Origin of the sequence: Buchananella hordeovulneris, from assembly GCF_001907235.1 — a bacterium.
GTDB classification, from domain to species: domain Bacteria; phylum Actinomycetota; class Actinomycetes; order Actinomycetales; family Actinomycetaceae; genus Buchananella; species Buchananella hordeovulneris.
In genome coordinates this window covers 53,534-76,573 of the sequence record NZ_MQVS01000008.1, presented here as the reverse complement: position 1 = coordinate 76,573, position 23,040 = coordinate 53,534, and the positions used below count along the sequence as shown (strand labels likewise).

Here is a 23,040-nt window from a genome sequence, read left to right as displayed (position 1 = left end):
CACCCACCCCACACCCTTCCCGCACCACCCCTCCCCGATTGGTTCAGAGTTGTATCAATCACATTGCGGGCCCGCAGTGACCCACCCGCACCCCCGAGCTACGGGGTCGCCCTCGCCGCCCTACCTGGTCGTTTGCCCCTCATTTACCCCGGGTTCAATCGGCGAGCCGCCCCGCACTATAACTCAAGCGGTACACCCCACTTACACTGCCACCACTTGGCTGTGACGCGCCTCAAGGCGTCCCCCAGCGTCGACAGCTAACATTCGTTTAGATGTGGGTTGTGGAAGGAGCCGGACGTGGGTGTGCTGGACCGTTTTGAGCAGGGCATGGAGCGCCTCCTCGCGGGCTCGTTCGACCGGGCGGGCCGAGGCACTGTGCAACCAGTGGAAATCGCTTCGGCGATTAGAAACCTGATGGATGAAAACACTGTCCGCCTCGGCCGAGACCGGGTGGTCGGCAATAACGCCTTTCAGGTGGAATTATCGCCTTCTGATTATGCCTGGGTGGAGAGCATCGGGGAGCGCATGCTCTCTGAAGAATTAGCAAACATGGCCCTAGAGCACGGTCAGGAGCAGGGTTATTCCTTTGTCGGCCAGATAACAGTGGAATTCACGCCCGTGGAAACTTTGCAGGGAGGATCCTTCGAGGTGCACGGAGAGAACCGACGCGGCAATGTCGCCCCCATCGGACAGAGCGACTCCAGCCCACACCACCCAATCATCGAGATCGAGGGCCGCCGCTACCTGCTGACCGGCCCGGTGACCACCATCGGCCGCGGCAGCGACGCTGACATCGTCGTCGACGACTCCGGGGTCTCGCGCGTGCACCTGGAACTGCGGGTGACTCCGCGCGGCACCATCGTCACCGACCTGGATTCCACTAACGGCACTTTCGTAGAGGGCTACCGCGTGGACGCCGCGACCCTGGTGGACGGAAACACGGTGACCTTGGGGCGCACAAGTTTCATGTTTTGGACCTCTGCGGAGGGCGCGTGAGCGAACTAGCTTTTACGCTCCTACGTTTTGCCTTTCTCGGCTTGCTGTGGGTGTTCGTATTTTCCATCGTTGGGGTGTTGCGCACCGACTTGTTTGGTACGACGGTGAAGTCACGCGGGCAGGGCCGGGCCCCGGCTCCTCGGGCGGCCTCTCCCCTCCCCCCACCCCCTTCTCGGTCCACGCCGGGCCCGCTGCGGCGCTTGCTCGTCACCCAGGGACCTCTGGCGGGCACATCGATACCGTTGGTGGGTACCTCGATCGTGGTGGGGCGCTCCCCGGCCGCCACCCTGGTGCTTGACGATGACTACGCCTCGGGGCGGCACGCCCGCTTTTACCCGACCGACGACGCCTGGTTCGTTGAAGACTTGAACTCCACTAATGGCACCCTGGTAAACGGTCACCCGATCCAAGCTCCGACACCGGTCGAGCTGGGGACGGTGGTACGCATCGGGCAGACTGCAATCGAGTTGCGCCGATGAGTGTGTTCCTGAACTACGCCGCTCGCTCCGATGTTGGCCTGGTGCGTCGCTCTAACCAGGATTCCGGCTACGCCGGGCCGCACTTGGCGGTGCTGGCCGACGGCATGGGCGGCCCGGCGGGCGGCGACATTGCCTCGTCGGTGGCAGTGGCACACCTGGCTCCCCTGGACTCGGACGCGCACGGGGCCGACGACCTTTTGGACCTGCTGCGCCAAGCGATCGGCAGCGCGCACGCCGAGCTGGTGGAGCGCTCCCGGCTGGATCCGGAACTGGAGGGCCTGGGCACCACCTGCATCGCGCTGCTGCGGGCCGGCACCAAGATCGGCATGGTGCACATCGGTGACTCGCGGGCCTACCTGCTGCGTGATGGCCGCTTCACCCAAGTGACCACGGATCATACGTTCGTCAACTACCTGGTGCAGACGGGACGGTTGAGCGAAGAGCAGGCCGCCCGCCACCCCCAACGCAGCGTGCTGTTGCGGGTGCTGGGGGACGCCGACGAGCCCGTTGAACTGGACGAGTCCGTGCGCGAAGCCCACCCGGGTGACCGGTGGTTGTTGTGCTCCGATGGTCTTTCGGGCGTCGTCTCGGCGGAGACGATCGCCGAGGTGGTGGGCGCCGAAGCCGACCCCGGCAGCTGTGCCGACAAACTCGTGGATCTGGCGCTGCGGGCGGGCGCCCCCGACAACGTTACCGTCGTGGTCGTCGACGTGCTGGACGACGCCAACTCCAACCCCGTCAATCTACCCACCTCGGCCCAGGTGGTGGGTTCGGCCGCCACCGACCGGCTGGCCGCCACCCGCGGCGGCGGTTCGGCGGCCGCGCGCGCCCACGCCCTGGCTGCGCCCACCGCCCCCCCGGAGGAAGTAGACGAGGAGCCCTCCCACCCGCCGCAGCGCCCCCACCGCAAACGCAACATCATCCTGTCGCTCCTGCTTTCCCTCGCCTTGTTCCTGGGGGTGGGCGGCTGGTTGGCCTATCGGTGGGCCCACTCCCACTACTACGTACAGGCCAGCGACGGCACGATCCGCATCTACCGAGGCATTCCGCAGCAGCTGGGACCGTTAAAGTTCTCCCACGAGTACGAAGACACCGGGCTGCGCTTGTCTTCCCTGCCGCAGGCCCGGCAGGACAACCTCCGCACCCCGGTGACCCGCTCCAGTCTGGAGGAGATCCGGTCGTTCGTGGCGGGGCTGAAGGCCGAGGCGCAGCAACGCGAGCAGCGGCGGGTCATTCCCTTGCCGCTCCCCGGGCAAACCGTTAGCCCCAGCGCGTCCCCGACGGCCAGCCCGTCGCCGAGTGCCGTCCCGAGTCCGACGTCGACCATCCCTCCACCGGCCACCGCCGTCCCCACCCCGGTTCCCTCCCTGAGCCCGGGGGCGCAACTCAATCGGATCACGTCGCATTCGCTGCCTTCGGCACCGGCCACCCCCACCCCAACTTCCCCGGCGCCAAGGAGTTAACCCGTGGCGACCATTACCCAAACCCATGGGCGGCGCCGGTTTGTGGCCGAGCTGTACTTGCTGAGCCTGGCCATCGCCCTCAGCGTCGGGGCTTACGTCTTGGTGTCCCTGGCGATGGAGACGGAACTGCCGTCGGCGCTGGCGACCCACCTGGTGGTGGTGTTTGGCACCGCCCTAGTGATGTACGTGCTGAAGTACTGGCTCGCCCCGCACGCTGACCCGGTAATCCTGCCGATCGCGGTGGCCCTCAACGGCCTGGGGCTGGCCATGATCTTCCGGCTGGACGTGACCTACCTGGAGCTGGAGACGTACGACTCGTTCGTGGGCACCAAACAGCTGCTGCACACGGGCGTCGGCATCCTGGGGGCGCTGGCGGTGCTGATGTTCGTGCGCGACCACCGCAGTTTGAAGCGTTACACGTACCTGTCGATGGCGACGGCCGTCGTCTTGCTCTTCCTGCCGATCCTGCCGGTAATCGGGCAGGAAATAAACGGGGCGCGCATCTGGATCAACCTTGGGGTAGCGACCCTGCAGCCCGCCGAGCTGGCGAAGATCCTGTTGGCCATCTTCTTCGCCTCCTACCTGGCCAACAACCGAGACAACCTGGCGTTGGTCTCCCGCCGCTTCATGGGCTTGCAGCTGCCGGTGCTGCGCTACACCGGACCGCTGGCGACGGCCTGGCTGATCGGGGTCGGCATCCTAGTGCTGCAAAACGACTACGGCACCTCCATTTTGCTGTTCGGCCTGTTCGTCGTCATGCTGTACATCGCCACCGATCGGCCCAGCTGGATCGTCATCGGTTTCCTCGCGGTGGCGGTGGCGGGCTACGGCGCCTACCTCATCAAGCCCCACATCGCCAACCGGGTCATTGGCTGGCTGGACGCCATGAACCCGGAGGTCTACGACGCGCCGGGCGGCTCCTATCAGCTGGTGCAAGGCATTTACGGGCTGGCCACGGGCGGGCTGCTCGGCACCGGCCTCGGCCGGGGCCACCCAACGCTGGTGCCGTTCGCCAACTCCGACTTCATCATGACTTCCTTCGGTGAGGAGCTGGGGCTGACCGGTTCGCTGGCGATGCTGGCGCTGTACGGCATCCTGGTGGAACGGTCCTTCCGCATCGCTATCGGCTCGCGCGACGGTTTCGGCAAGCTGCTGGCCTCCGGCCTCGGTTTCACGATGGCGCTGCAGGTCTTCGTCGTTGTCGGCGGGTTGACGCGGGTGCTGCCGCTGACGGGACTGACCATGCCGTTCCTGTCCGCCGGGGGCTCGTCCCTCATCTCCTCGTGGCTCATCATTGCCCTGTTGCTGCGCATGTCGGATGCGGCCCGGCGGCCCCGGTCGGGCGCCGTGGTGACGGCCGCCGACCTGCCGCCCGATCCGCCGAAGGAGCCCGACACCCCGCCGTCCCTCCCGCCGCCGAGCGGCCCCATGGAGCTCGCGGGTGGGCCCGGGCCGGTGCAGCTTGAGGGTGGCCCCGCCCCCGCCCCAGATCAGCAGGAGACCACGGTGGTGCAGTTGCCGTGAATAAGCAGATTTTGTCCACCGCCCGCCTGGTGGTCCTCATGTTCCTGACGTTAGCGGTCGCTTTGTCGCTGACGCAGGTCATCACTGCCCAGGACGTGCGGGCTGATGAACGCAACAAGCGCAGGCTGTACGAGTCGTACAACGTCGAGCGCGGCCCGATCATTGTCGCGGGCCAGAAGATTGCCTACTCCGAACCATCCGACGACGCGTTCAAGTTCCAGCGGCGGTATTCCGCCGGGCCACTCTACGCCCCGGTGACCGGCTACCACTCGGTCACCGCGCAGTCCGCAACGGGCCTGGAGAGCATCGCCAACGCGGAGCTGTCTGGCACCGCCTCCTCCCAGTGGATTTCGCGCCTGGAGCAGCTGTTGGCGGGCGCCAAGCCGCGCGGGGGTGCCCTCGAGTTGACCATCAACCCGGCGGTACAGGAGGCCGCCTGGGAGGCGCTCGGGGAGCGGCGGGGCGCCGTCGTCGCCCTCGAACCGGGCTCGGGACGCATCCTGGCCCTGGTTTCCCGCCCCACCTTCGACCCGAGCCTGGTGACCAGCAATGATGCCGTTGCTAACCGGGAGCGGTTCACCGAGTTGGAAAACGACCCGGCCCGCCCCCTAGTTAACCGCGCCATCGCGGGCGACCTGTATGCCCCCGGCTCCACTTTCAAGGTCGTCACCGCCTCGGCCCTGCTCACCCACAAGCTGATCACCCCCGAGACCGAGATCGATGCGCCCGCCGAGGTGACGCTGCCCGGGACAGACAGTGTGCTCATCAACTACGGCGGAGCGGAGTGTGGGGACGGGCGGGTGACGTTCCAGGAGGCCTTCGACCAGTCCTGCAACACCCCGTTCGTGGAGCTATCCCAAAAGCTCGGCAGCGAGCGGCTCGCCAGCGAGGCCAAAGCCTACGGGTTCGGCGAACCGCTGGAGATCCCGCTGCGGGTGACGCCCTCCAATTACCCGGAAGGCAGCGACCCGGCCCAAAACGCCATGCTGTCCATCGGCCAGTTTGACCTGCGGGCCACGCCGCTGCAGATGGCGCTGGTGGCCGCCACCATCGCCAACGGTGGGGTGCAGATGCAGCCGTACCTGGTGGAGCGGGAACTGTCGGCAGATCTGGAGACGACGGCGACGACGTCCCCGCAGGTGCTGCGGCAATCCACCAGCCCAGAGGTGGCGCAGGTCCTGAGCCAGATGATGGTCAGCGAGGTCGAAAACGGTACCGGTGAGGCGGCCGGGCTGCCGGACGTGTCGGTGGCTGGCAAGACCGGCACGGCCCAAACCGGGAGCGACGAGGGGGGACCCCACACGTGGTTCATCGGTTTCGCACCCGCCAACAAGCCCACCATTGCGGTGGCGGTACTGGTGGAGGGCGGCGAGCAAGCCGGAGACTACGACACCGGGGGCGCCGTGGCGGCCCCGATCGCCCGCGCGGTTTTTGAGGCGGCCCTGCGATGAGCACGCACGCTTTGTCGATTACGCCTGGGCGGCTCTTTGGCGGCCGCTACCAGGTGGCGGCCCAGATCGCCGTCGGCGGCATGGGGGAGGTGTGGCGGGCCACCGATAAGCGCACCGGCGCCCAGGTGGCGCTCAAGGTGCTGCGCCCCGAGTTGGCGGGCCAGGAGGTGTTGCTGCGCCGTATGAACGCCGAGGCCCGCAACGCAGAGGGGCTCAGCCACGAAAACCTGGCGGCGGTGCTGGACCACGGGACGGGCGACAACACCGCCTGGATCGTGATGGAGCTGGTGGACGGCAAGCCCCTGACGGACATGCTGCGGGGCGGGGGCCGCCTCGCCCCGGCGCAGGTGGCGCACGTGCTGGCGTGCACGGCACGCGCCCTGTATGTCGCCCACCAGGCGGGCATCATCCACCGTGACGTCAAGCCCTCCAACCTGCTGATCACCCCGGCCGGGCAGGTCAAACTCACGGACTTCGGCATTTCGATCGCCGCGAATCAGACGCCCATGACGCAGGCGGGCCAGGTGATGGGCACCGCCCAATACTTGGCACCGGAGCAGGCGATGGGGCGGCCCGCTACGCCGGCGGGTGACCTCTACGCCTTGGGGGTGGTGGCCTACGAGGCCTTGGCGGGGCGCCGCCCGTTCACCGGGAAGTCCGACGTCGACATCGCCTTCGCCCACGTCAACCAGGAGGTGCCGCGCCTGCCCGCGGACGTGCCCAGTGAGCTGGCCGACCTGGTCTACGAACTACTCGTGAAAGAGCCGTCCCGCAGGCCCCGCAACGCCCAGCAGGTGGCCGACCGCTTACAGCGGATTGCGACCAAGCTGGACCCGCAGTTCGCGGGTGCGGACATCGTCGGCACGCCGGCGCTGCCCCCCGGCAGCGAGGCGTTGCCAACCCGCCGGTCGATGCGCGACGCCCGGGGTGGGCGACGGGCCGGTCAGCCGCGCGCCCGGTTGACCGGCTACCGGCCGCAGTTTTCTAGCGACGAAGAGGCCCCCACCCTGCCTACCCCTACTGACGCCCGTTTGGGCTCCGGGCCCGCCCACGCCCCGTTTGGGACCCACCTGCTGTCCGGCTGGGCCCCTTTGGACCGGCTGCCCCAGTGGGCAGGACTCAGCATTTTGACTACGATTTCGGCGACTATCGTCACCTTGACGGTCATCGCGCTTACGACCTTGGGATAATCCCTCTGGCGGAACGAACGAAGGACGATCACTATGACCCAGCTGCCTCGCATTCTCGGCGGTCGGTACGAGGTGCGCCAGCTCATTGGCCGTGGCGGCATGGCCGACGTCTATGTCGGCTTTGACTCCCGGTTGAACCGGACGGTGGCTATCAAGGTGCTGCGGGCGGACCTAGCGCGTGATCCGATGTTCCAAAACCGGTTCCGCCGCGAGGCGCAGTCGGCAGGCCGGTTGAACCACCCGGCCATCGTGGCCGTCTACGACACCGGGGAGGAGGCCACGCGGTTCGCCGACGGTGCCACCGGCACGGTGCCCTACATCATCATGGAGTACGTGGAAGGGCACACGGTGCGGGAGCTGCTCTCGGAGGGTGACCCCGTGCCGATCCCCGAGGCGGTGGAGATCGTCGCCGGCATTCTCAACGCGCTGGAGTATTCGCACCGCGAGGGCATCGTGCACCGCGACATCAAGCCCGGTAACGTCATGTTGACGACTGACGGCAAAATCAAGGTGATGGACTTCGGGATCGCGCGCGCGATCGAGGACTCCCAGTCGTCGATGACGCAGACGCACGGCGTGGTCGGCACCGCCCAGTACCTCTCCCCGGAGCAGGCGCGGGGCGAGATCGTCGACTCCCGGTCCGACCTGTACTCCACTGGCTGTGTCCTGTTTGAACTGCTGACCGGGCGGCCACCGTTCTCCGGTGACACGGCCGTGTCGGTGGCCTACCAGCACGTGCAGGAGCTCCCCAAGCCGCCTAGCTCGATCGCGGCCGACATTCCGGGGTCGCTGGACCGTGTCGTGCTCAAGTCGCTGGCGAAGAACCGGGACGAACGCTACCCGGATGCGGCCACTATGCGCCAAGACATGCTGGCCGCTGAACGCGGTGGCGCCATCTCGGCTCCCCCGATCTCGTCGTGGGCGGAACGCGCCGGAGACCAGACGGCGGTGCTTGGATCGTCGGCCGTCACCGGGAACACGAGCCAGTTCCCGCAGGTCTCTCCCCCGCTCGGCACCACGGCTCTCATGGGCAGCGGCCCGGCCCCGGCGCCCGCGCCGCCTGCGGCCGTCGCTGCCCCGACGCAGACGGAGCCCAAGAAGCCGGTGTGGCCGTGGATTGTCGGCGTGTTGGCGTTCCTGCTGGCGGGCCTGGGCTTAGCCTACGCCTTGAGCGGCGGCGAGGAGCAGGAGGGGACGGAGGAGGCGCCCGCGCTGGTAACGGTGCCGGACCTGGAAGGCCTGGATCGGCAGGGGGCGCGCGCCGCGCTGGAAAAGGCGGACTTGCAGTTAGACCCGGGCCCGGAGGTGCAGTCCGATACGGTCGAGCGCGGGCGCTTCGTGTCCTCGGACCCGACAGCGGGCGCCTCGGTGCCGCCGAAGACCAAGGTGAAAGTGTCGTTTTCTGCTGGGGCGGAGACGATCAGAGTGCCTGATGTGCGGGGCCAAGACGAGGAGACGGCCCGCAGGAAGTTGGAGGAAGCCAAGCTGACGGTCGGCACGGTCGCGGAGGAGGCCTCCAACGACGTGCCGGAGGGCCAGGTGGTGCGCACCAGCCCGGAGGCGGGCACGTCGGTGAAGAGTGGCGAGAAGGTCAACCTCTTCCTCTCGTCCGGGCCCGGGGAGCTGGAGGTGCCTGACATGCGCGGCTGGGATTCGACGCGGGCCCGTCAGGAGCTGGAGCGCCTCGGCCTGAAGGTGGGAGCCATCAGCTCGGTTGACACCGGCGAGTTCGGCCGCGATGAGTTGGTATCCACCGCGCCCGAGTCGGGCTCCACGGTAAAGAAGGGCGACACCGTTGACATCGTTATCTCTACCGGTCTGACCGAAATTCAGGACTTCACGGGTCGGCAGTTGGCCGAGGCACAGGAGTTCTTCGCCAAGAACGGCCTGAACCTGGAGATCACCACGATCCAAACCAACGATCGCCCCGACGGCACGGTGCTGACCCAAAACCCGACGGCCGGCAAATTTGATCGCGGTCAGACGATCAAGATCTCGGTGGCGCGCCCGCTGGCGCAGCAGCCGACCCCCGAACCGTCGGCCAGCACCACGCCTGCCGCCACCGACGACGACTAGCGCAACCGAGAGTTCCGCGGGCCCTGCAGAGTTTTCTGCGGGGCCCGCAGCATTGGGGAGCTCTTATCATGTAGTTACTAACACGGTTTCGGTGGGAGCAGGCCAGCGGGGGCGCTGCTGGGAAGGAAAGGGCAGATGGTTTCGTGGGGGAGCTTGCGGTTGTGGAATCGTGAGGCGCTGGAGGAGGTGGTTGATGAGTTGATTGTGGCCCGCCGGGTGGTTAATGACGCCAGTGATCTGATTGATGGGGAGGGCAGGCGGCTGCGGTCGCAGGGGATGACGGCCGATGCTTTGCGGGGCCGTTTGGGGACGATGGCTGGGCAGGGCTACAGCCTGGTGGAAAAGCTCAGCGAGGTGATGCTGGCGACCTCGGAAATGTCGGACGCGGTGTGGGGTCTGCAGCAAGAGGTGCTGGACTGTGAGCAGTATGCGCGAATTAACGAGCTGCATATTGATGATGCGGGGATGGTGACTATCACGGCCGATATGGCCGGGATGATGATTGATCGGACCTCGGCCTACAGAGTGGCCGAGATACAAGCCGCACAAAAAGCGTTGGCTAAACGGGTGACTGCGGTAATTAAGCACGCCGACGAAGTTGATTTCAATTACCAGTCGCGGTTGCGGGCGATCGCGCAGGGTACTTACCAGGTGGTAGAGAAGGGGCGCACTGGCACGCAGGGCTTGCCGGATTTGCCGGGCAAGGATTGGGGACCGGTGCAGGTGGCGGCCTGGTGGCAAGCGCTGAGCCAGGGCGAGAAGGACAAGTTGATAGCTGAGCGTCCGGAGTTGATTGGGAATCTGGACGGCATCGATATGGCCTCGCGGTCTCGGGCCAATAAGCAGCGGGTACCAGATTTGTTGGCAGCGGAGAAGGCAAAGCTGGCGGATCTTGAAGCCAAGGTTGAGGCAGCAAAGCGCTTGCCCAGCACCTCCCACCCCGATTCGACCCCCGGTCCACTTTTGCGTGCTATGAAAGAGCGAGATGTTGCTCGTCAGCGGGTCGAGGACTTGCAGTACCTCAACGATCACGTGTTGGACGATGCGAGCCGGACGTTGACAACTCTGGATACCTCCAGCGAACGGGTTAAGGCTGCTGTCGCGCTGGGGGATGTGGATAAGGCGAAGCATGTGGCGGTCTTTACTCCCGGCATCGGCTCGAAAGTCGCCGGTATGGAGGGCTACTTAGAGAGCATGGGAGACCTCCGGGAAACTGCTAGCGAAGAGGGAAATGTGCCGCCGGATGAGGTGGCTACGGTGATGTGGCTCGGCTATCAGGCGCCGCTGGGTTTTGGAGATCAGTCTTCTTTGCCGGAGTACTCCACCACGACGCTCGCCGACCGGGGTGCTGACGAGCTGAGCAGTTACCTGGAGGGGATTCAGGCCTCGCGGGAGGCCAGTGGGGCGGGTGATCCGCACCTGACCGCACTAGGCCACTCATATGGGTCGACTACCACAGGGATGGCGGCGGCGCGGGTGCGGCCCGGCGTGATCGACGACCTAGTGTTGTTCGGCTCGCCTGGGGCCGGGGTGCAAAACGTGGAGGAGTACAACGTGCCCGAGGGACATGCCTGGGTCAGCGGCGTGGAGGACGGTGACGCAGTGCTGGGGCGCGGCCCCGACTGGGACTTCGGCCCCAACCCCATGGGCATGGACGGGTTTACCCACCTGTCCAACGAAGCTCCCGACCCCCGCAGCGGCCTATGGAGCTGGAACCCCTTCGGCAGGCACTCCGTCTACCTCGCCCCGGACTCCGGCACCCTGAAAGACTTCGGAAAAGTAGTCGCCGGGGTGAAATAGCCCCCAACCCGCGCCAACAGCAAGAAGGAAGGGGAAGAGCATGCGCAAGAAGCTGGCCGCAGTCATTTTTGCCGCAGCAGTCGCTTTGGGAGGATGCACAGCGGAGGAGATTAACCAGATGCCGCTGTATGGCGACGGCTCCCTACCAGTGGAAGAACGCCAATCACTGGAAGAATTCATCTCCACTGTTGAACCCCACATAGTGGAGTTTATGCAAACCCTGGACGCTGAAGGGGCCAACGTCTACCTGCCCCGGAGCGCCGAATCATATACTGAATCATGCGGGTACCCGATTTTCGGCTACCGACTGAAAGGGCCAATGCTCTTCGGTAAAGCAGTCCCCGAAGACAAACTGCTAGAAATATATGAGCAACAGGTCAAACCGCTTGGCTTTGACCGCCTATACCATAGCTCTGACGAGGTCAATACCTCTTACAAGTGGTTCAATACCCAAGACGGCGGATTTGTAAGTGTCACCCTGTTTCCCGACGGAGACCTAGTGGCGAGGTACGCCTCCGGCTGCCGCCCCTACCACGGCGCGGGCAAACCCGAGCACGTGCGCACCGCCTGGGAGCAGGAGCTGATCTCCCGCCAATCACCCACACCGGACCCCAGTGAATCTCCAACCTCGAACAAAACGGCCATAGGAGGAAAATAGACAGCAGCATGGCAGACTGCGGGCTTATACCCCTCCGCGCAAACGCCGCTAAAGCCCGCAGGTATGTCAATGGCGTAGGTGCCGTCTTTGCACACGAGCCAGACTTTATTGTCTTTGATGACGACGGTGCCCTCGGGGTCGAGAGACTGTGGGGCGGGGGTTGGGGTGGCAGTGGAGGTTGGCGCGAGAGTGGCTGTCTGCGTAGCTCGGTCACCAGTAACGATGGGGGAAGCCGACATGGTGGGGGCGGGGTTCGCGGTACAGGCGGGCTAGGAGGAGGGCGAGAAGCGGCGGAAAGCTTCCGATTTTACGGAATGACAAGGCTGCCTCCTAGATCGGGTAACTCTTGGCTGCCAGGCTCCGGAGCTGGGTCGCCGCCGCCTACGCCCTCACCGCCGGGGTGACCACGGGCGCCAAAGGCAGGGACCGCTCCACCGCGCCGGTCAAACCCAGGCTCTCCAGCCAGGTGGCGAACATGCGGTGCCCCCCGACGGTCATGACGGCCTCGGGGTGGAACTGCACAGCCTCAGCAGGAGCCGAGCGGTGCTTGAGCCCCATGATGATGCCGTCGTCCGTCCAGGCGGTTACCTCCAGCTCGGGTGGCACCGTGTTCGGTTCGACCGCCAGCGAATGGTAGCGGGTCACCCGCACCGGGTGGGGGGCACCCGCGAAGCAGCCCTGGTCAGAGTGTTCTATGTCGCTGGTGCGGCCGTGCATCAACTCCGGCGCGTGGCTGACAGTAGCGCCGCACACCTCTGCCAAGGCCTGCATGCCTAGACACACCCCGAAGAGCGGAATCTGCTCGGCCAGGCACTGGCGGATCACGTCCAGGCTCTGCCCGGCTTCGTGCGGCGCACCCGGACCAGGAGAAATGAGCACTCCCGCGAAACCTGCCAGCGGGGGGACGACGTCGTTGCGCGCCACCGTCACCTCCGCACCGAGCTGCTCAAGATAGCCGACGATGGTGTAGACGAAGGAATCGTAGTTATCGACGACCAAGATGCGGGTGGCCATCAGCTCACCGTCTGCTCAGACAGGCCGAAGTAGACGTATGCCCACGGAAACACCCACGTGAAGAGCACGAAGATCACGCCTGCCAACAGCAGCAGGAACTCGATGGCCTTGAACCACTTCGGGCCGGGCAGCAAGCGAAATAAGGCAGCGTACACGTCAGGCTCCCTTCAATTCGGGCGGCACACCCTCGCTGCGCGGCACCCAGTGATCAAACTCGGAGTAGACGATATACCTATGCGAGTTGCCCCATTCGGGGTCACACGTAGTCATCGTCAGCAGGCGCTTGGTGGGGGTCTGGTCCGGTTGGTTCGGCACCGGGGCCACCACCTCCACCTGCTCGGGCAACACGATCTCGTAACTGGTCATCTTGTAGACAAGCCAGGCGTCGGCCGTCTCCACGATGATGGGATCGCCCACCTCCAGCTCATGCACCCGGCGGAAATTGTGACCCCAGGTCTGCCGGTGGCCGGCCACCGCAAAGTTGCCGACGTCGCCGGGGGCCTGGGTGTCTGGGTAGTGCCCGGCCCACCCCTGGTCCAAAACCGTGGCCTCGGTGCCCTCGGCGATGGGGATCTCCATGTGGTCCCAACGGGGCACGTGCAGGGTGCCGAAGATCTCGTCCATGCCGGGCACCGCCCCGACCGGGGGCGGCGTGTCACGTTTAACGACCTCGGGCGCCACCACCTTGTCCACTTTCGGGGGTGCCGCTTTCTCAAACTGGGCGACCCCCGCCGCCATCGAACTCTGCGCCAGGTAGCTGGTCCAGTGCAGTTGCCACACCACAAACAGGCCCAGCAGCGCCCCCGCGGTCAGGAGCAACTCGCCCAAGAACCCGAAAAACGTGGCTACTGCGGAGACCGTGCCGCGGCGCCGATGCCGCGGCGCCTGAGGCTGGTTCACACCATGCATTCCAACTCGATTCACTCTTCAACTTTCGCATAACGCAGGATAGAGATGCTGCTATGCGCCGGGATGTTGAGGGTTTGCTCTTCGCGTAGTTCCCACCCGAGCCCGAGGGCGTCGACGTATTGCCGGTAGATCCGCACCTGTTGGGAAGTGTCGAGGGCGGCCTGCAATCTCGCGGGATCGCCCACGGCCCGGATTTCGTAGGGCGGGGAGTAGCTGCGGCCCGCAATGTAGAGCACATTGCCGACGCAACGCACCCCCGTGGTGGAAATTACACGGTGCCCCTGCACCGACATCGCTTCGGCTCCCCCGGACCACAGCGCATTCATGACGCCTTCAATATCGCCCTGGTGGACGACGTAGTCGTCGTTCTTCCATTTGCCTTTGTCGCCTTCGGGCACCTTGGCGTCCCACAACCGCACCACCACCCCGGGCCCCTCCACTTCTTCTAGCCCGGCGGCGAGGGCGACGGCCGGGTCGGGTGGCTGCAGGTTACCCCCCTGTTTGATTACCCAGTCAGCTACTTGGGAGCGCAGTTCAGCGTTGCGAGTTTCCGCCTTGTCGTGTTGCGTGGACCGGGCAGTCACTAGCGACACTAAGTCACTGACGTCTTCCTCCTCGGTGCGCGGCCCATGCGATAAAGCATTCGCGGTAATTATCAAACCCATAGCGAAGGCCACGAGCGCCACGGACAAGTGCCGCCAGGTTAGCTGCGGGCCGCGGAAGGAATCCTCGAACAGTCGCCGTAGCTGCGCCCTGGGGGCGGAGCGGGAGCGGGCTTTGGCGGCAATGGCAGCCACGTCTAACGGCTCCAGCTCCTGCGGTTCGTGGGCTGGTTGTCCGGCAGGGGGTGCCGACGTTGGGATCGACTCTGCCGAGACTGCCAACGTTTGGTCGTTGTCTTCTTCTTGCGCGGCGTGCTCCTGCTCGCTGTCGGCCACCTCGTCCGACGCCGCGAGCTCCACCTCCACGTCGGTAGGCACCACCGCACCTACCCCGACCGGCGGGGTCGGTACCGCTAACCACTCCAGGATCGGGGCAGCCAGCTCATCAATGGGCTCGGTGGGCGACGCTGCCGGATCGGGCTCCGTATCCGCCTGTTTCGTGGCCTCGGTGCCTGGCTCGGTGGGCGACGCTGCCGGGTCGGGCTCCGTATCCGCTTGTTCCGTGGCCTCGGTGCCTGGCTCGGTGGGCGACGCTGCCGGATCGGGCTCCGCATCCGCCTCCGCGATGAGCTCCGTGCCGATGTCCTCTGCTGGCACCGGCTCTCCCGACCCCGCCGACTCCGTCGGCAGAACCATAGCCTCCGGAAGTTCCTCAACCTCGGCTTGTTCGGTCTCCGCCTCATCCCAGCCTGGCGTCTGTTCGTCCTGTTTCACTGCTCACCCCCGCCCATTAGTCGTATCGAACACTGCAACGGAAAGGCTACGCTAGGGGTGGCTGTCAGGCGGTCCACCCGCCATGGTTGAAATCTAGGAGTTCTGGTGCCCGAATCGAAAAAGCGGAAGAGCCGTGGTCGCACGGTGCACGCTGACACGGAGATCCGCCCGTCGTGGCAGGACGACATCAAGCCCAGCCCGCAATGGTGGCCCTTGGTCATGGTGGCCCTGATGGTGCTGGGGTTGGTCTGGGTGGTAGTTACCCACATGTCGAGCGGCCGGTTCCCCATCCCGGGGCTGGGAGACTGGAACCAGTTCGTCGGCTTCGGGGTCATGATTACGGGCTTCCTGATGATGCTGCGCTGGCGCTGAGTTTCCCACAGCGGCGAGCAGACAAGGGCGGGGGTTATCCCCCGCCCTTTCCACATCCACAGTTTCCTGCCTTTTACCTGTGCTTGCAACGATTGCTGCCAACTGGCGCGGGAATGACACGGCTGTCATTACCCACAGGGGTGGATAACCCTGTGGATAACTTCTGGCTTAGGCGACGGCATAGCGCACCAGCGTCAGGACAACGAGCAGGGCAGCCACTGCTATGGGAGCCAGCCAAGTCACGGTTCCTTTCGCGGTCACTTGCCCGCCCCGCGTCGTTGGGCTTGCCACCGCTCGCCGCGCCACGGCTTGGCGCAGCAGCAAAGTCAGCCAGCCCAACAGCAGGCCGGTGACAAAACCACCGAGATGGCCCTGCCAGGAGATACCTGGCACCGTCACCGAGATGATGCCGTTGACGACGAGCAACCCGAGGATCGGGGCCGTGTCCGTCCCCAGGTGCCGTTGGATCACGAACACCGCCGCAAACAGGGCGAAGACCGCCCCCGACGCCCCTACCGTCACCGTGTACCAGCTCGTCGCAGCGGGACTCGACAGCCACAGGACCGCCACCGAGCCGCCTACTGCCCCCAGCAGGTACAGGGCGAGGAACTGTCCGCGCCCCAACACCCGTTCTAAGGAACTACCGGTGACATACAAGGCCAGCATGTTCATGGCCAGGTGCCAGATCCCGGCGTGCAACAACGTGGTGGTGAGGAAACGGTGCGGCTCGTGGGAGCCCAACACCGGGGCGAAAGCCAGCCATTTGAAAACCGCCGGGCTGGCCTTGTCGCCCACGAACACCGCTAGGCACAGGCCGATCAGGGTGTAGGTCACCACCGGCTGTCCGGTCGCTGCCCCAAATCGCGCTGCCACGCGCTTGCGTCCGGCGTGGGCACACGTCGTGCAGTGCACGCCCACGGCGGCCTGCACCTGGCATTGGGGACACACCGCGTTCCCGCATCGCTGACACAGCACCCAACTTGGCTGCCCGTGCGCCCGGCAGCGCGGCGGCTCCGGCATCACGCTTTCTTCACTCATCACATTCCCTCATGTGCCAGGACGCGCCGCCCGACGACCGGACGGCGCGCCACCGCTGCTTGCTCCCGGGTCACTCGACGATGTCGATGCCCTCAATTACCACGTCGGTCAGCGGCCGGTCCCGTCCGTCGACCTTCACCGCCGCGATCTCATCGACCACGGCACGGGAGGCCTCGTCCGCCACCTGGCCGAAGATCGTGTGCTTGCCGTCGAGCCACGGGGTGGGCTCCACGGTGATGAAGAACTGCGAGCCGTTCGTCCCGCGCCCACCCCGGGTCCCCGCGTTGGCCATGGCCAGCAGGTAGGGGGTGTTGAACGTGCGGGCCGGGTCGATCTCGTCGTCAAACTGGTAGCCGGGACCGCCCACGCCGACACCGAGGGGGTCGCCACCCTGGATCATGAATTTGGCGATTACCCGGTGGAAGATGACCCCCTTGTAGAGCGGCTCGTGCATCGTTTCCCCGGTGCGCGGGTGGGTCCACTCTTTGGTGCCCTTAGCTAGGCCCACGAAGTTGTCCACCGTGACGGGTGCCGAGTCGGGGAACAGCTCGACGACGATGTTGCCTGCGGAAGTGCGAATAGTTGCTTGCATGCCCAAATGGTCCCACGGCCACGCCACCCCACCTGGCTGCCGAACCGCAATGCGCCATGAGCGTAGATGCTGCGCAATGGCCTGCGGCACGGAATAATGGGACGTTAACAGCGCACACGCGAGTATCCGAAGGTGGTCAAAGATGAGCTGGTGCAAGAAGAAGAAGGCTGAGGCTAAGGTTCGTTCTTTCGCGGGACGGGCTGCGGGAACTGCGGCCGACCTTGGCATGTTGGCTGTCGGCAAGGCCCAAGACGGCTTGGACTGGTTGACTCCGCGCGCTGAACGCGCCTGGACGCAGGCGCAAGTTCGTGCGGCCGCCGCTAACACTCGCTTGCGGGAGGATTACGTGCCGCGGGTGCAGCGGGCACTGCACGAGGCCAATGTGGCAGCGCACGGCGAAGGCACGTTGTCTGAGCGCGCCCAGCACGTGGCGGCCTCTGCCCGCAAGGCACTGGCCGAGCCGCCCGCGAAGGCCAAGCGGCGGCGGGGTCTGCGAACCTTGGGCTGGCTGCTGGTTGGCGCGGCCGCTGCAGGCGCGGGCTATGTTGCCTGGCGGCGCACGCAGCCGGTGGACGACCCGTGGGCTGAGGACTACTGGGCCGAAAGCACCGTGGTGCCGAGCGACCTGCAGGCCCGGGCGGCCGGAGCTATGGACGCCGTCAAAGCGAAGGTCGGGGAGGCTAAGGAACGGGTGGCCGACGCTCTGAAGGATGGCCGTTCGGAAGCCAAGGATGCCGCCCGCGACGTGAAGGATGCCGCCAAGGACGCCCGGTCCGAGGCCAAGGATGTCGTTCGGGACGTCAAGGACGCCGCCAAGGACAAGTTGAGCTAACAGCGACAGTAGCCGGTTGGGGGCGGGGTCGTTGACCCTGCCCCCAACCGCATTTAGTCTCCCGCCAGACTGCGCGCAGCGTGGGGACTGCCCCCGCCGATGTCGAAAAACACCGGCGTTTGTGCGTCAGACTGCGCGGGCTATCCGGACGCGCCCTCCACCCCTGCCCACCGCCATGCCCTTAGCTCACCATCAGGCCCTTATTCCAGTGTTTTAAGGGCATGGCGGTGCCACAAGGGCATGATGGTGGGTATTGGCATCGGTGCGCTCTTTCACGAACGTCTCCCAGCAAGCTGCCGTAGCGGGTGTCCTTGGTTGACGGCGGGGCAGTTACCTTCACCCGGGCCGAAAGACCCTGTCCCTCCGGCATTCCCCCGCCCCGCCTCCCTGCCTAACTTTCTGGAGCTTTACAGGTTGCACACAGGAGCTTGACAGCCTGGAACTCCAGTTCCAAACTGAGTTCTGCGTCACACTTTTGCTGTGAAGCCGGCTGTTTACAACGCAGAGACAGCCGGGCTTATGGGCACTCAAGGAGGAACGATGACCCAGTTACCGGTACGCAGATTCATCGCCGCCACCGCCGTGGCCCTGGTGGCTTTGGCTGGCTGCAGCTCTGACACCACCAGCTCCGACTCCAACAGCACTGCCCCCGGTGACGGGAAGCAGTCCACCGCCGCCGACGCGGGTGGTGAGGAGCTGTTGCGGGTGGGCTTTAGCCAATTGGGGGCCGAGTCCGGTTGGCGCACGGCCAACACCGAATCCATCAAGGCCACCTTCACAGAGGCCAACGGCTACGAGCTGACGTTCGTCGACGCGCAGCAGAAGCAAGAAAATCAGATCAAGGCGCTGCGCGACTTCATCGACCAGGACGTTGATGTCATCGCCTTCTCCCCTGTGGTGGAAACCGGTTGGGACGAGGTGCTGCAGGAGATCAAGGACGCCGGGATCCCCGTCGTGCTGTCTGACCGCACCATTGAAACGAGCGTGCCCGACGCCTACGTCACCTTCATCGGTTCCGACTTCGTTGCCGAGGGCCGCACCGCCGGGGAGTGGGTGAAGGCCAACGTGCCCGAACCGAAGATCTTTGAGCTGCAGGGCACCTTAGGGTCCGGCCCCCAGCTGGACCGCGAGGCCGGGTTCGGCGCAGTCATGTCCGACAAGATCATTGGCAAGGCCTCGGGTAACTTCACCCGCGCCGAGGGCAAGATCGCCGTGGAGGCGGCCCTGCAGGCATACCCCGAAATGAACGTCATCTTCGCCCACAACGACGACATGGGCCTGGGGGCGATCGAGGCGGTCGAGGCAGCCGGGAAGAAGCCGGGGGTGGACATCAAGATCGTCACCATCGACGGCGTGCGCGACGGCCTCCAAGCCCTGGTGGACGGCAAGTTCAACTTCGTGGTCGAGTGCAACCCGATGTTTGGTGAGCAGCTGGGCCAAGTGCTCCGCGACGCCAAAGCGGGCAAAGACCTGCCTGACAAGGTGATCGTCAAGGACCAGACCTTTGACCAGACGATCACGCAGGAAGTTGTCGATCAGCGTCCCTACTAAACCGACAGGGGTGGGCGGGCATCCCTCCCGCCCACCCGGGTAAGGAACAGCGTCATGCGTCAGCCAGACACGCAGCCACGCCCGTTGGTGGAAATCAAGGATCTGTCGGTGCTTTTCCCCGGCGTGCGGGCCCTGGATGGGGTCGACTTCACGCTCTACCCGGGGCAGATCCACGCCCTGATGGGCGAAAACGGGGCCGGCAAATCCACTCTCATCAAGGCCCTGACGGGGGTCTATGCGCCCGCTGGGGGCCAGATCCTGCTGGACGGCCAGCCCCGCACTTTCCGGAGCCCGGCCGAGGCGGCGGCGGCAGGTATCTCGACCGTCTATCAGGAGGTGAACCTCGCAGGCAATCTGACGGTGGCAGAGAACGTCATGTTGGGGCACGAGCCGCGCCGCGGGCCGTTCATTAACTGGCGGGCCATGCGGGCCCAGGCCCGGCAGCACCTCCAACGCCTGCACCTGGATATCGACCCGGGTTCGTTCTTGGCCGAGCACTCGTTGGCCACCCAACAACTGTGTGCCATCGCCCGCGCCTTAGTGGCCAACGCCCGCATACTGATTCTGGACGAGCCGACCTCATCATTGGACAACGATGAGGTCGCCGAACTGTTCGCGGTGCTGCGCGAGTTGCGCGACAGCGGGGTGGCCATCCTGTTCGTCTCGCACTTCCTGGAACAGGTCTACGAGATCTCCGATCACATGACGGTGCTCCGCCACGGCCGCAACGTTGGCGGCGGGGACACCGCCAATCTGCCGCGCCTGGAGCTGGTCTCGCTCATGATTGGGCGGGACGCCGCCGCGTTGGAGGCCTTAGAGCGCGACTTACACCCGCCCGTCGATGCACCCCAGACCCTGGCGGCCACCGACCTGGGACGTCGGGGAGCTGTCGCCCCCTTCGACTTCACCATCGACGCCGGACAAATCGTCGGGTTCGCTGGGCTACTCGGCTCCGGACGTTCCGAAGCCGTGCGCCTCCTGGCGGGGGCGGACAAGCCCACCAGCGGCCAGGTGCAGGTGCGCGGCACACAGGTGCACCTCCACACTCCCCTGCAGGCCCTCAACCAGGCAATCGCCTACTCGACGGAGGACCGCAAACACGGGGGAATCGTCGGCTCCCTCACCGTGGCGCAAAACCTCATCTTGGCGTTGCAAGCCAAGCAGGGTATCTTCCGCCCGCTGTCGGCCAAGCAGCGCCAGGAGTTGGTGGACAAATACCTGGAATTGCTCGACATTCAGCCGCGCAACCCCCACATGTTGATCAAGAACCTCTCGGGCGGCAATCAGCAAAAGGTGCTGCTGGCCCGGTGGCTGGCCACCAATCCCCAACTGCTGATCCTCGATGAACCCACCCGCGGCATCGACGTCGGCACGAAGGCCGAGATTCAACGACTGGTGGTGGCCTTGGCTCGCGACGGCCTGGCGGTGATCTTCGTGTCCTCCGAACTACCCGAGGTGCTGCGACTGTCGCACCGGATCGTCGTCATGTGTGACCGGCACAAGATTGCCGACCTGCCGAACGACGAGACCGTCACCACCACCTCGCTGCTATCCATCATCGCTAACCACGCAGGAGACAAAGATGCCGCCTGAGATACCCCTCGCGCGTCGAGCCTTCTCCCATCACCTGTTCTGGCCGTGCGCCGCCCTCGTGTTGCTGCTGCTCGGCTGTCAGCTGGTGAGCCCCGGCTTCCTGCGGATCTCCGTGCAGGACGGCCACCTCTTTGGGCAACTAATTGACATTCTGCGCGCCGCCGCCACCCCGGCACTGCTGGGGCTAGGTATGTGTCTGGTGGTGGCCACCGCCGGGGTGGACCTGTCGGTGGGGGCGGTGATGGCAATCTCCCTGTCGGTGTCCCTGACCTTCTTGGATGCCTCGCAGACCCCCGGTGCCGTCAGCACGGCGCTGACTGCCGTCGGTTTGGGACTGCTGGTGGCGGTGGGGATCGGGGTGTTCAACGGCCTGCTGGTCACTGCCTGCGGCATCCAGCCGTTCATCGCCACCATGATCCTGATGGTGGCCGGGCGCGGCATCGCCATGCTGATCACCAAGGGACAAATCACGACGGTCACCTCACCGCCGTTTAAGTCCCTCGGTTCAGGTTTCACCCTCGGCCTGCCCACCCCGGTGATCTGCGGGCTCGTCGCCTTCGTCCTGTTGGCGCTGCTGCTGCGCCGCACCGCCCTCGGACTCCTGCTGGAGTCGGTGGGCATCAACGCCGAAGCCGCCCGCCTGAGCGGCGTGCGCGCCAATCAGCTGAAGTTCCTCACCTACGTGCTGTGTGCGCTGTGTGCCGGGCTGGCGGGTCTGCTGTATGGCGCACCCACGATGGCGGCAGACGCCAACAACATTGGGCTCATGAAGGAGCTGGACGCCATCATGTGCGTCGTCATCGGCGGCACCCGCATGAGCGGCGGGCGGTTCTTTCTGGCGGGCACCGTCGTCGGCGCCCTGGTCCTGACCACGATCGAACGGGCCGTCATCATTTTCCACATCCCCACCCAGACCACGCCCCTGTTTAAGGCCCTCATCGTCATCGCCGTGTGCATCGCCCAGTCGGCGGCGTTTCAGCGGTGGGCGCAGCAGCGGCGGGCCCGCGCAGAGGTGGCGCGCCGGGCCGTCCGGCAGGAGGCAGCATGAAAACGACCCGGAATCCGACGAGAACCGACGGCATCTGGCGGCGACTGTTATCCCGCCGCTACCTGCCAGTCCTCGGCACCACGTTGACTCTGGCGTTAATGCTGTTGGTCGGCCAGCTGCGTTACTCCACGGCCTCCCGCTCGTTCCTCTCCCCGCGCCTCTTTTCCAACCTGCTGGTGGACAACTCCTATCTCTTGGTGTTGGCGGTCGGCATGACGTTCGTGATTCTTACGGGCGGCATCGACTTGTCGGTGGGCGCGGTGGTGGCGCTGGTGGGACTGGTGGTGGCGACTTTGCTGCCCGGAGGGCTGCCCCTGCCAGTGGTGCTGCTGGTGGCGGTGCTGATTGGCGCGGCGTGCGGACTCGCCATCGGGGTGATGGTGCAAGTGTTTGACCTGCAACCGTTCATCGCCTCCCTGGCCATCATGTTCCTAGCCCGCGGCCTGGCGAACCTGGTGTCGGTCGAACCGATCAGCATCACTGACAAGTCCTTCTCAGCGCTGGCGAAGTGGAACATCGCCTTCGGCTCGGGCCGCAATGTCTTCCGCCTCAACCTGGCGACCGTATGCGCGCTGGTCATCATCGCGGTGGCCTTCTACCTGCTGCACTACACCCGCTTCGGACGCACCGTCTACGTGCTGGGGGCAGGGGACGACGGCGGGGCCGGGCAGTTGATGGGCCTGGCCGTGGGCCGCGCGCGCCTGCTGGCCTACCTCATCTCGGGGGTGTGCGCCGGGATCGCGGGCGTGCTGTTCGCGATGTATACGAAATCCGGCTACACCTTGACCGGTATCGGCATGGAGCTGGACGCCATCGCGCCGGTGGCGATCGGTGGCATCCTGCTCACTGGCGGGGTCGGCTACGTGCTGGGCTCGTGCGTCGGGGTGCTGATCTACGGGCTGCTGCAAATCCTCATCGCCCGGGAGGGACTGGAGTCGTGGTGGACGAAGGTCTTCATCGGGGTGTTCCTCCTGGCCTTCGTCCTGCTGCAGCGCGGGGTGTCGCTCCGCAAGAGCAGCAGCTAGCGGCGGACATGCAGGTGGGTGGGCAGGGACTGTGCCCCTGCCCACCCACCTGT

At 65.5% G+C, this 23,040-nt stretch carries 21 protein-coding genes; 15 read left to right on the top strand and 6 right to left on the bottom strand.

Annotation, left to right across the window (positions count from 1 at the left end; translation table 11 throughout):
- Positions 1–297: 297 nt before the first annotated feature.
- From BSZ40_RS08255 to BSZ40_RS08215, 9 genes are all read left to right on the top strand, one after another.
- Positions 298–996 carry an FHA domain-containing protein gene (locus BSZ40_RS08255; RefSeq protein WP_073825147.1) on the top strand — a complete coding sequence of 233 codons (699 nt, stop codon included), beginning with the start codon at positions 298–300 and terminating at the stop codon, positions 994–996.
- Entirely contained in the window at positions 993–1,475 is a 483-nt protein-coding gene (locus tag BSZ40_RS08250; protein ID WP_073825144.1) for an FHA domain-containing protein FhaB/FipA, read from the top strand. Before BSZ40_RS08255 ends, BSZ40_RS08250 begins: the two co-directional genes overlap by 4 nt.
- Positions 1,472–2,938 (top strand): PP2C family protein-serine/threonine phosphatase, encoded by a 1,467-nt coding sequence (locus BSZ40_RS08245; protein WP_073825142.1) that lies wholly within the window; start codon positions 1,472–1,474, stop codon positions 2,936–2,938. The genes BSZ40_RS08250 and BSZ40_RS08245 overlap by 4 nt, the downstream gene beginning before the upstream one ends.
- Positions 2,939–2,941: 3 nt before the next feature.
- Positions 2,942–4,462, top strand: a complete 1,521-nt coding sequence (locus BSZ40_RS08240; protein WP_073825140.1) for an FtsW/RodA/SpoVE family cell cycle protein — start codon at positions 2,942–2,944, stop codon at positions 4,460–4,462.
- Positions 4,459–5,913, top strand: coding sequence for a peptidoglycan D,D-transpeptidase FtsI family protein (locus BSZ40_RS08235; RefSeq protein ID WP_073825138.1), 1,455 nt, complete (start codon positions 4,459–4,461; stop codon positions 5,911–5,913). The genes BSZ40_RS08240 and BSZ40_RS08235 overlap by 4 nt, the downstream gene beginning before the upstream one ends.
- On the top strand, positions 5,910–7,103 hold the full coding sequence (locus tag BSZ40_RS08230; RefSeq protein WP_073825135.1) for a serine/threonine-protein kinase: 1,194 nt from the start codon (positions 5,910–5,912) through the stop codon (positions 7,101–7,103). The genes BSZ40_RS08235 and BSZ40_RS08230 overlap by 4 nt, the downstream gene beginning before the upstream one ends.
- 33 nt (positions 7,104–7,136) lie before the next feature.
- Entirely contained in the window at positions 7,137–9,179 is a 2,043-nt protein-coding gene (gene pknB / locus BSZ40_RS08225) for a Stk1 family PASTA domain-containing Ser/Thr kinase (RefSeq protein ID WP_073825134.1), read from the top strand.
- A 135-nt stretch (positions 9,180–9,314) separates the two neighbouring features.
- The gene (locus BSZ40_RS08220; protein ID WP_073825131.1) at positions 9,315–10,979 is read left to right on the top strand and encodes an alpha/beta hydrolase; all 1,665 of its coding nucleotides are present in this window, start codon (positions 9,315–9,317) and stop codon (positions 10,977–10,979) included.
- Between the two features lie 40 nt (positions 10,980–11,019).
- Positions 11,020–11,637 carry a DUF4853 domain-containing protein gene (locus BSZ40_RS08215; protein ID WP_073825130.1) on the top strand — a complete coding sequence of 206 codons (618 nt, stop codon included), beginning with the start codon at positions 11,020–11,022 and terminating at the stop codon, positions 11,635–11,637.
- Positions 11,638–12,018: 381 nt separating this feature from the next.
- On the opposite strand, the gene BSZ40_RS08210 is transcribed toward BSZ40_RS08215, so the two are convergent.
- Genes BSZ40_RS08210 through BSZ40_RS12095 form a run of 4 tightly spaced genes read right to left on the bottom strand, consistent with a single transcriptional unit; the run spans position 12,019 to position 14,936 of the window.
- Positions 12,019–12,651, bottom strand: coding sequence for an anthranilate synthase component II (locus tag BSZ40_RS08210; RefSeq protein WP_073825127.1), 633 nt, complete (start codon positions 12,649–12,651; stop codon positions 12,019–12,021).
- The gene (locus tag BSZ40_RS12010; protein ID WP_169832940.1) at positions 12,651–12,806 is read right to left on the bottom strand and encodes a hypothetical protein; all 156 of its coding nucleotides are present in this window, start codon (positions 12,804–12,806) and stop codon (positions 12,651–12,653) included. The genes BSZ40_RS08210 and BSZ40_RS12010 overlap by 1 nt, the downstream gene beginning before the upstream one ends.
- A 1-nt stretch (position 12,807) precedes the next feature.
- A complete protein-coding gene (locus tag BSZ40_RS08205) occupies positions 12,808–13,551 on the bottom strand; it encodes a class E sortase (protein ID WP_073825126.1) in 744 nt (247 codons plus the stop codon).
- A gap of 20 nt (positions 13,552–13,571) precedes the next feature.
- Positions 13,572–14,936, bottom strand: a complete 1,365-nt coding sequence (locus BSZ40_RS12095) for a DUF881 domain-containing protein (RefSeq protein ID WP_222842766.1) — start codon at positions 14,934–14,936, stop codon at positions 13,572–13,574.
- A gap of 105 nt (positions 14,937–15,041) precedes the next feature.
- Between BSZ40_RS12095 and BSZ40_RS08195 the strand changes: the two genes are divergently transcribed.
- Complete coding sequence (locus tag BSZ40_RS08195; protein ID WP_073825123.1) at positions 15,042–15,308, top strand: cell division protein CrgA; 267 nt, start codon at positions 15,042–15,044, stop codon at positions 15,306–15,308.
- 168 nt (positions 15,309–15,476) lie between these two features.
- Here BSZ40_RS08195 and BSZ40_RS08190 read toward each other — a convergent pair whose 3' ends face one another.
- Together BSZ40_RS08190 and BSZ40_RS08185 are read right to left on the bottom strand one after the other, a co-directional pair.
- Entirely contained in the window at positions 15,477–16,346 is an 870-nt protein-coding gene (locus BSZ40_RS08190) for a rhomboid family intramembrane serine protease (protein WP_073825120.1), read from the bottom strand.
- Between the two features lie 70 nt (positions 16,347–16,416).
- Positions 16,417–16,938: a peptidylprolyl isomerase gene (locus BSZ40_RS08185; protein WP_073825258.1), complete on the bottom strand. Its 522-nt coding sequence runs from the start codon at positions 16,936–16,938 to the stop codon at positions 16,417–16,419.
- Between the two features lie 142 nt (positions 16,939–17,080).
- Between BSZ40_RS08185 and BSZ40_RS08180 the strand changes: the two genes are divergently transcribed.
- From BSZ40_RS08180 to BSZ40_RS08160, 5 genes are all read left to right on the top strand, one after another.
- On the top strand, positions 17,081–17,770 hold the full coding sequence (locus BSZ40_RS08180; protein ID WP_073825119.1) for a hypothetical protein: 690 nt from the start codon (positions 17,081–17,083) through the stop codon (positions 17,768–17,770).
- 540 nt (positions 17,771–18,310) lie between these two features.
- Positions 18,311–19,321 (top strand): ABC transporter substrate-binding protein, encoded by a 1,011-nt coding sequence (locus BSZ40_RS08175; protein ID WP_124852884.1) that lies wholly within the window; start codon positions 18,311–18,313, stop codon positions 19,319–19,321.
- Positions 19,322–19,375: 54 nt separating this feature from the next.
- Positions 19,376–20,914: a sugar ABC transporter ATP-binding protein gene (locus tag BSZ40_RS08170; protein WP_073825116.1), complete on the top strand. Its 1,539-nt coding sequence runs from the start codon at positions 19,376–19,378 to the stop codon at positions 20,912–20,914.
- Positions 20,904–21,962 carry an ABC transporter permease gene (locus BSZ40_RS08165; RefSeq protein ID WP_073825115.1) on the top strand — a complete coding sequence of 353 codons (1,059 nt, stop codon included), beginning with the start codon at positions 20,904–20,906 and terminating at the stop codon, positions 21,960–21,962. The genes BSZ40_RS08170 and BSZ40_RS08165 overlap by 11 nt, the downstream gene beginning before the upstream one ends.
- A complete protein-coding gene (locus tag BSZ40_RS08160) occupies positions 21,959–22,987 on the top strand; it encodes an ABC transporter permease subunit (protein ID WP_073825112.1) in 1,029 nt (342 codons plus the stop codon). Before BSZ40_RS08165 ends, BSZ40_RS08160 begins: the two co-directional genes overlap by 4 nt.
- Positions 22,988–23,040 lie beyond the last annotated feature (53 nt).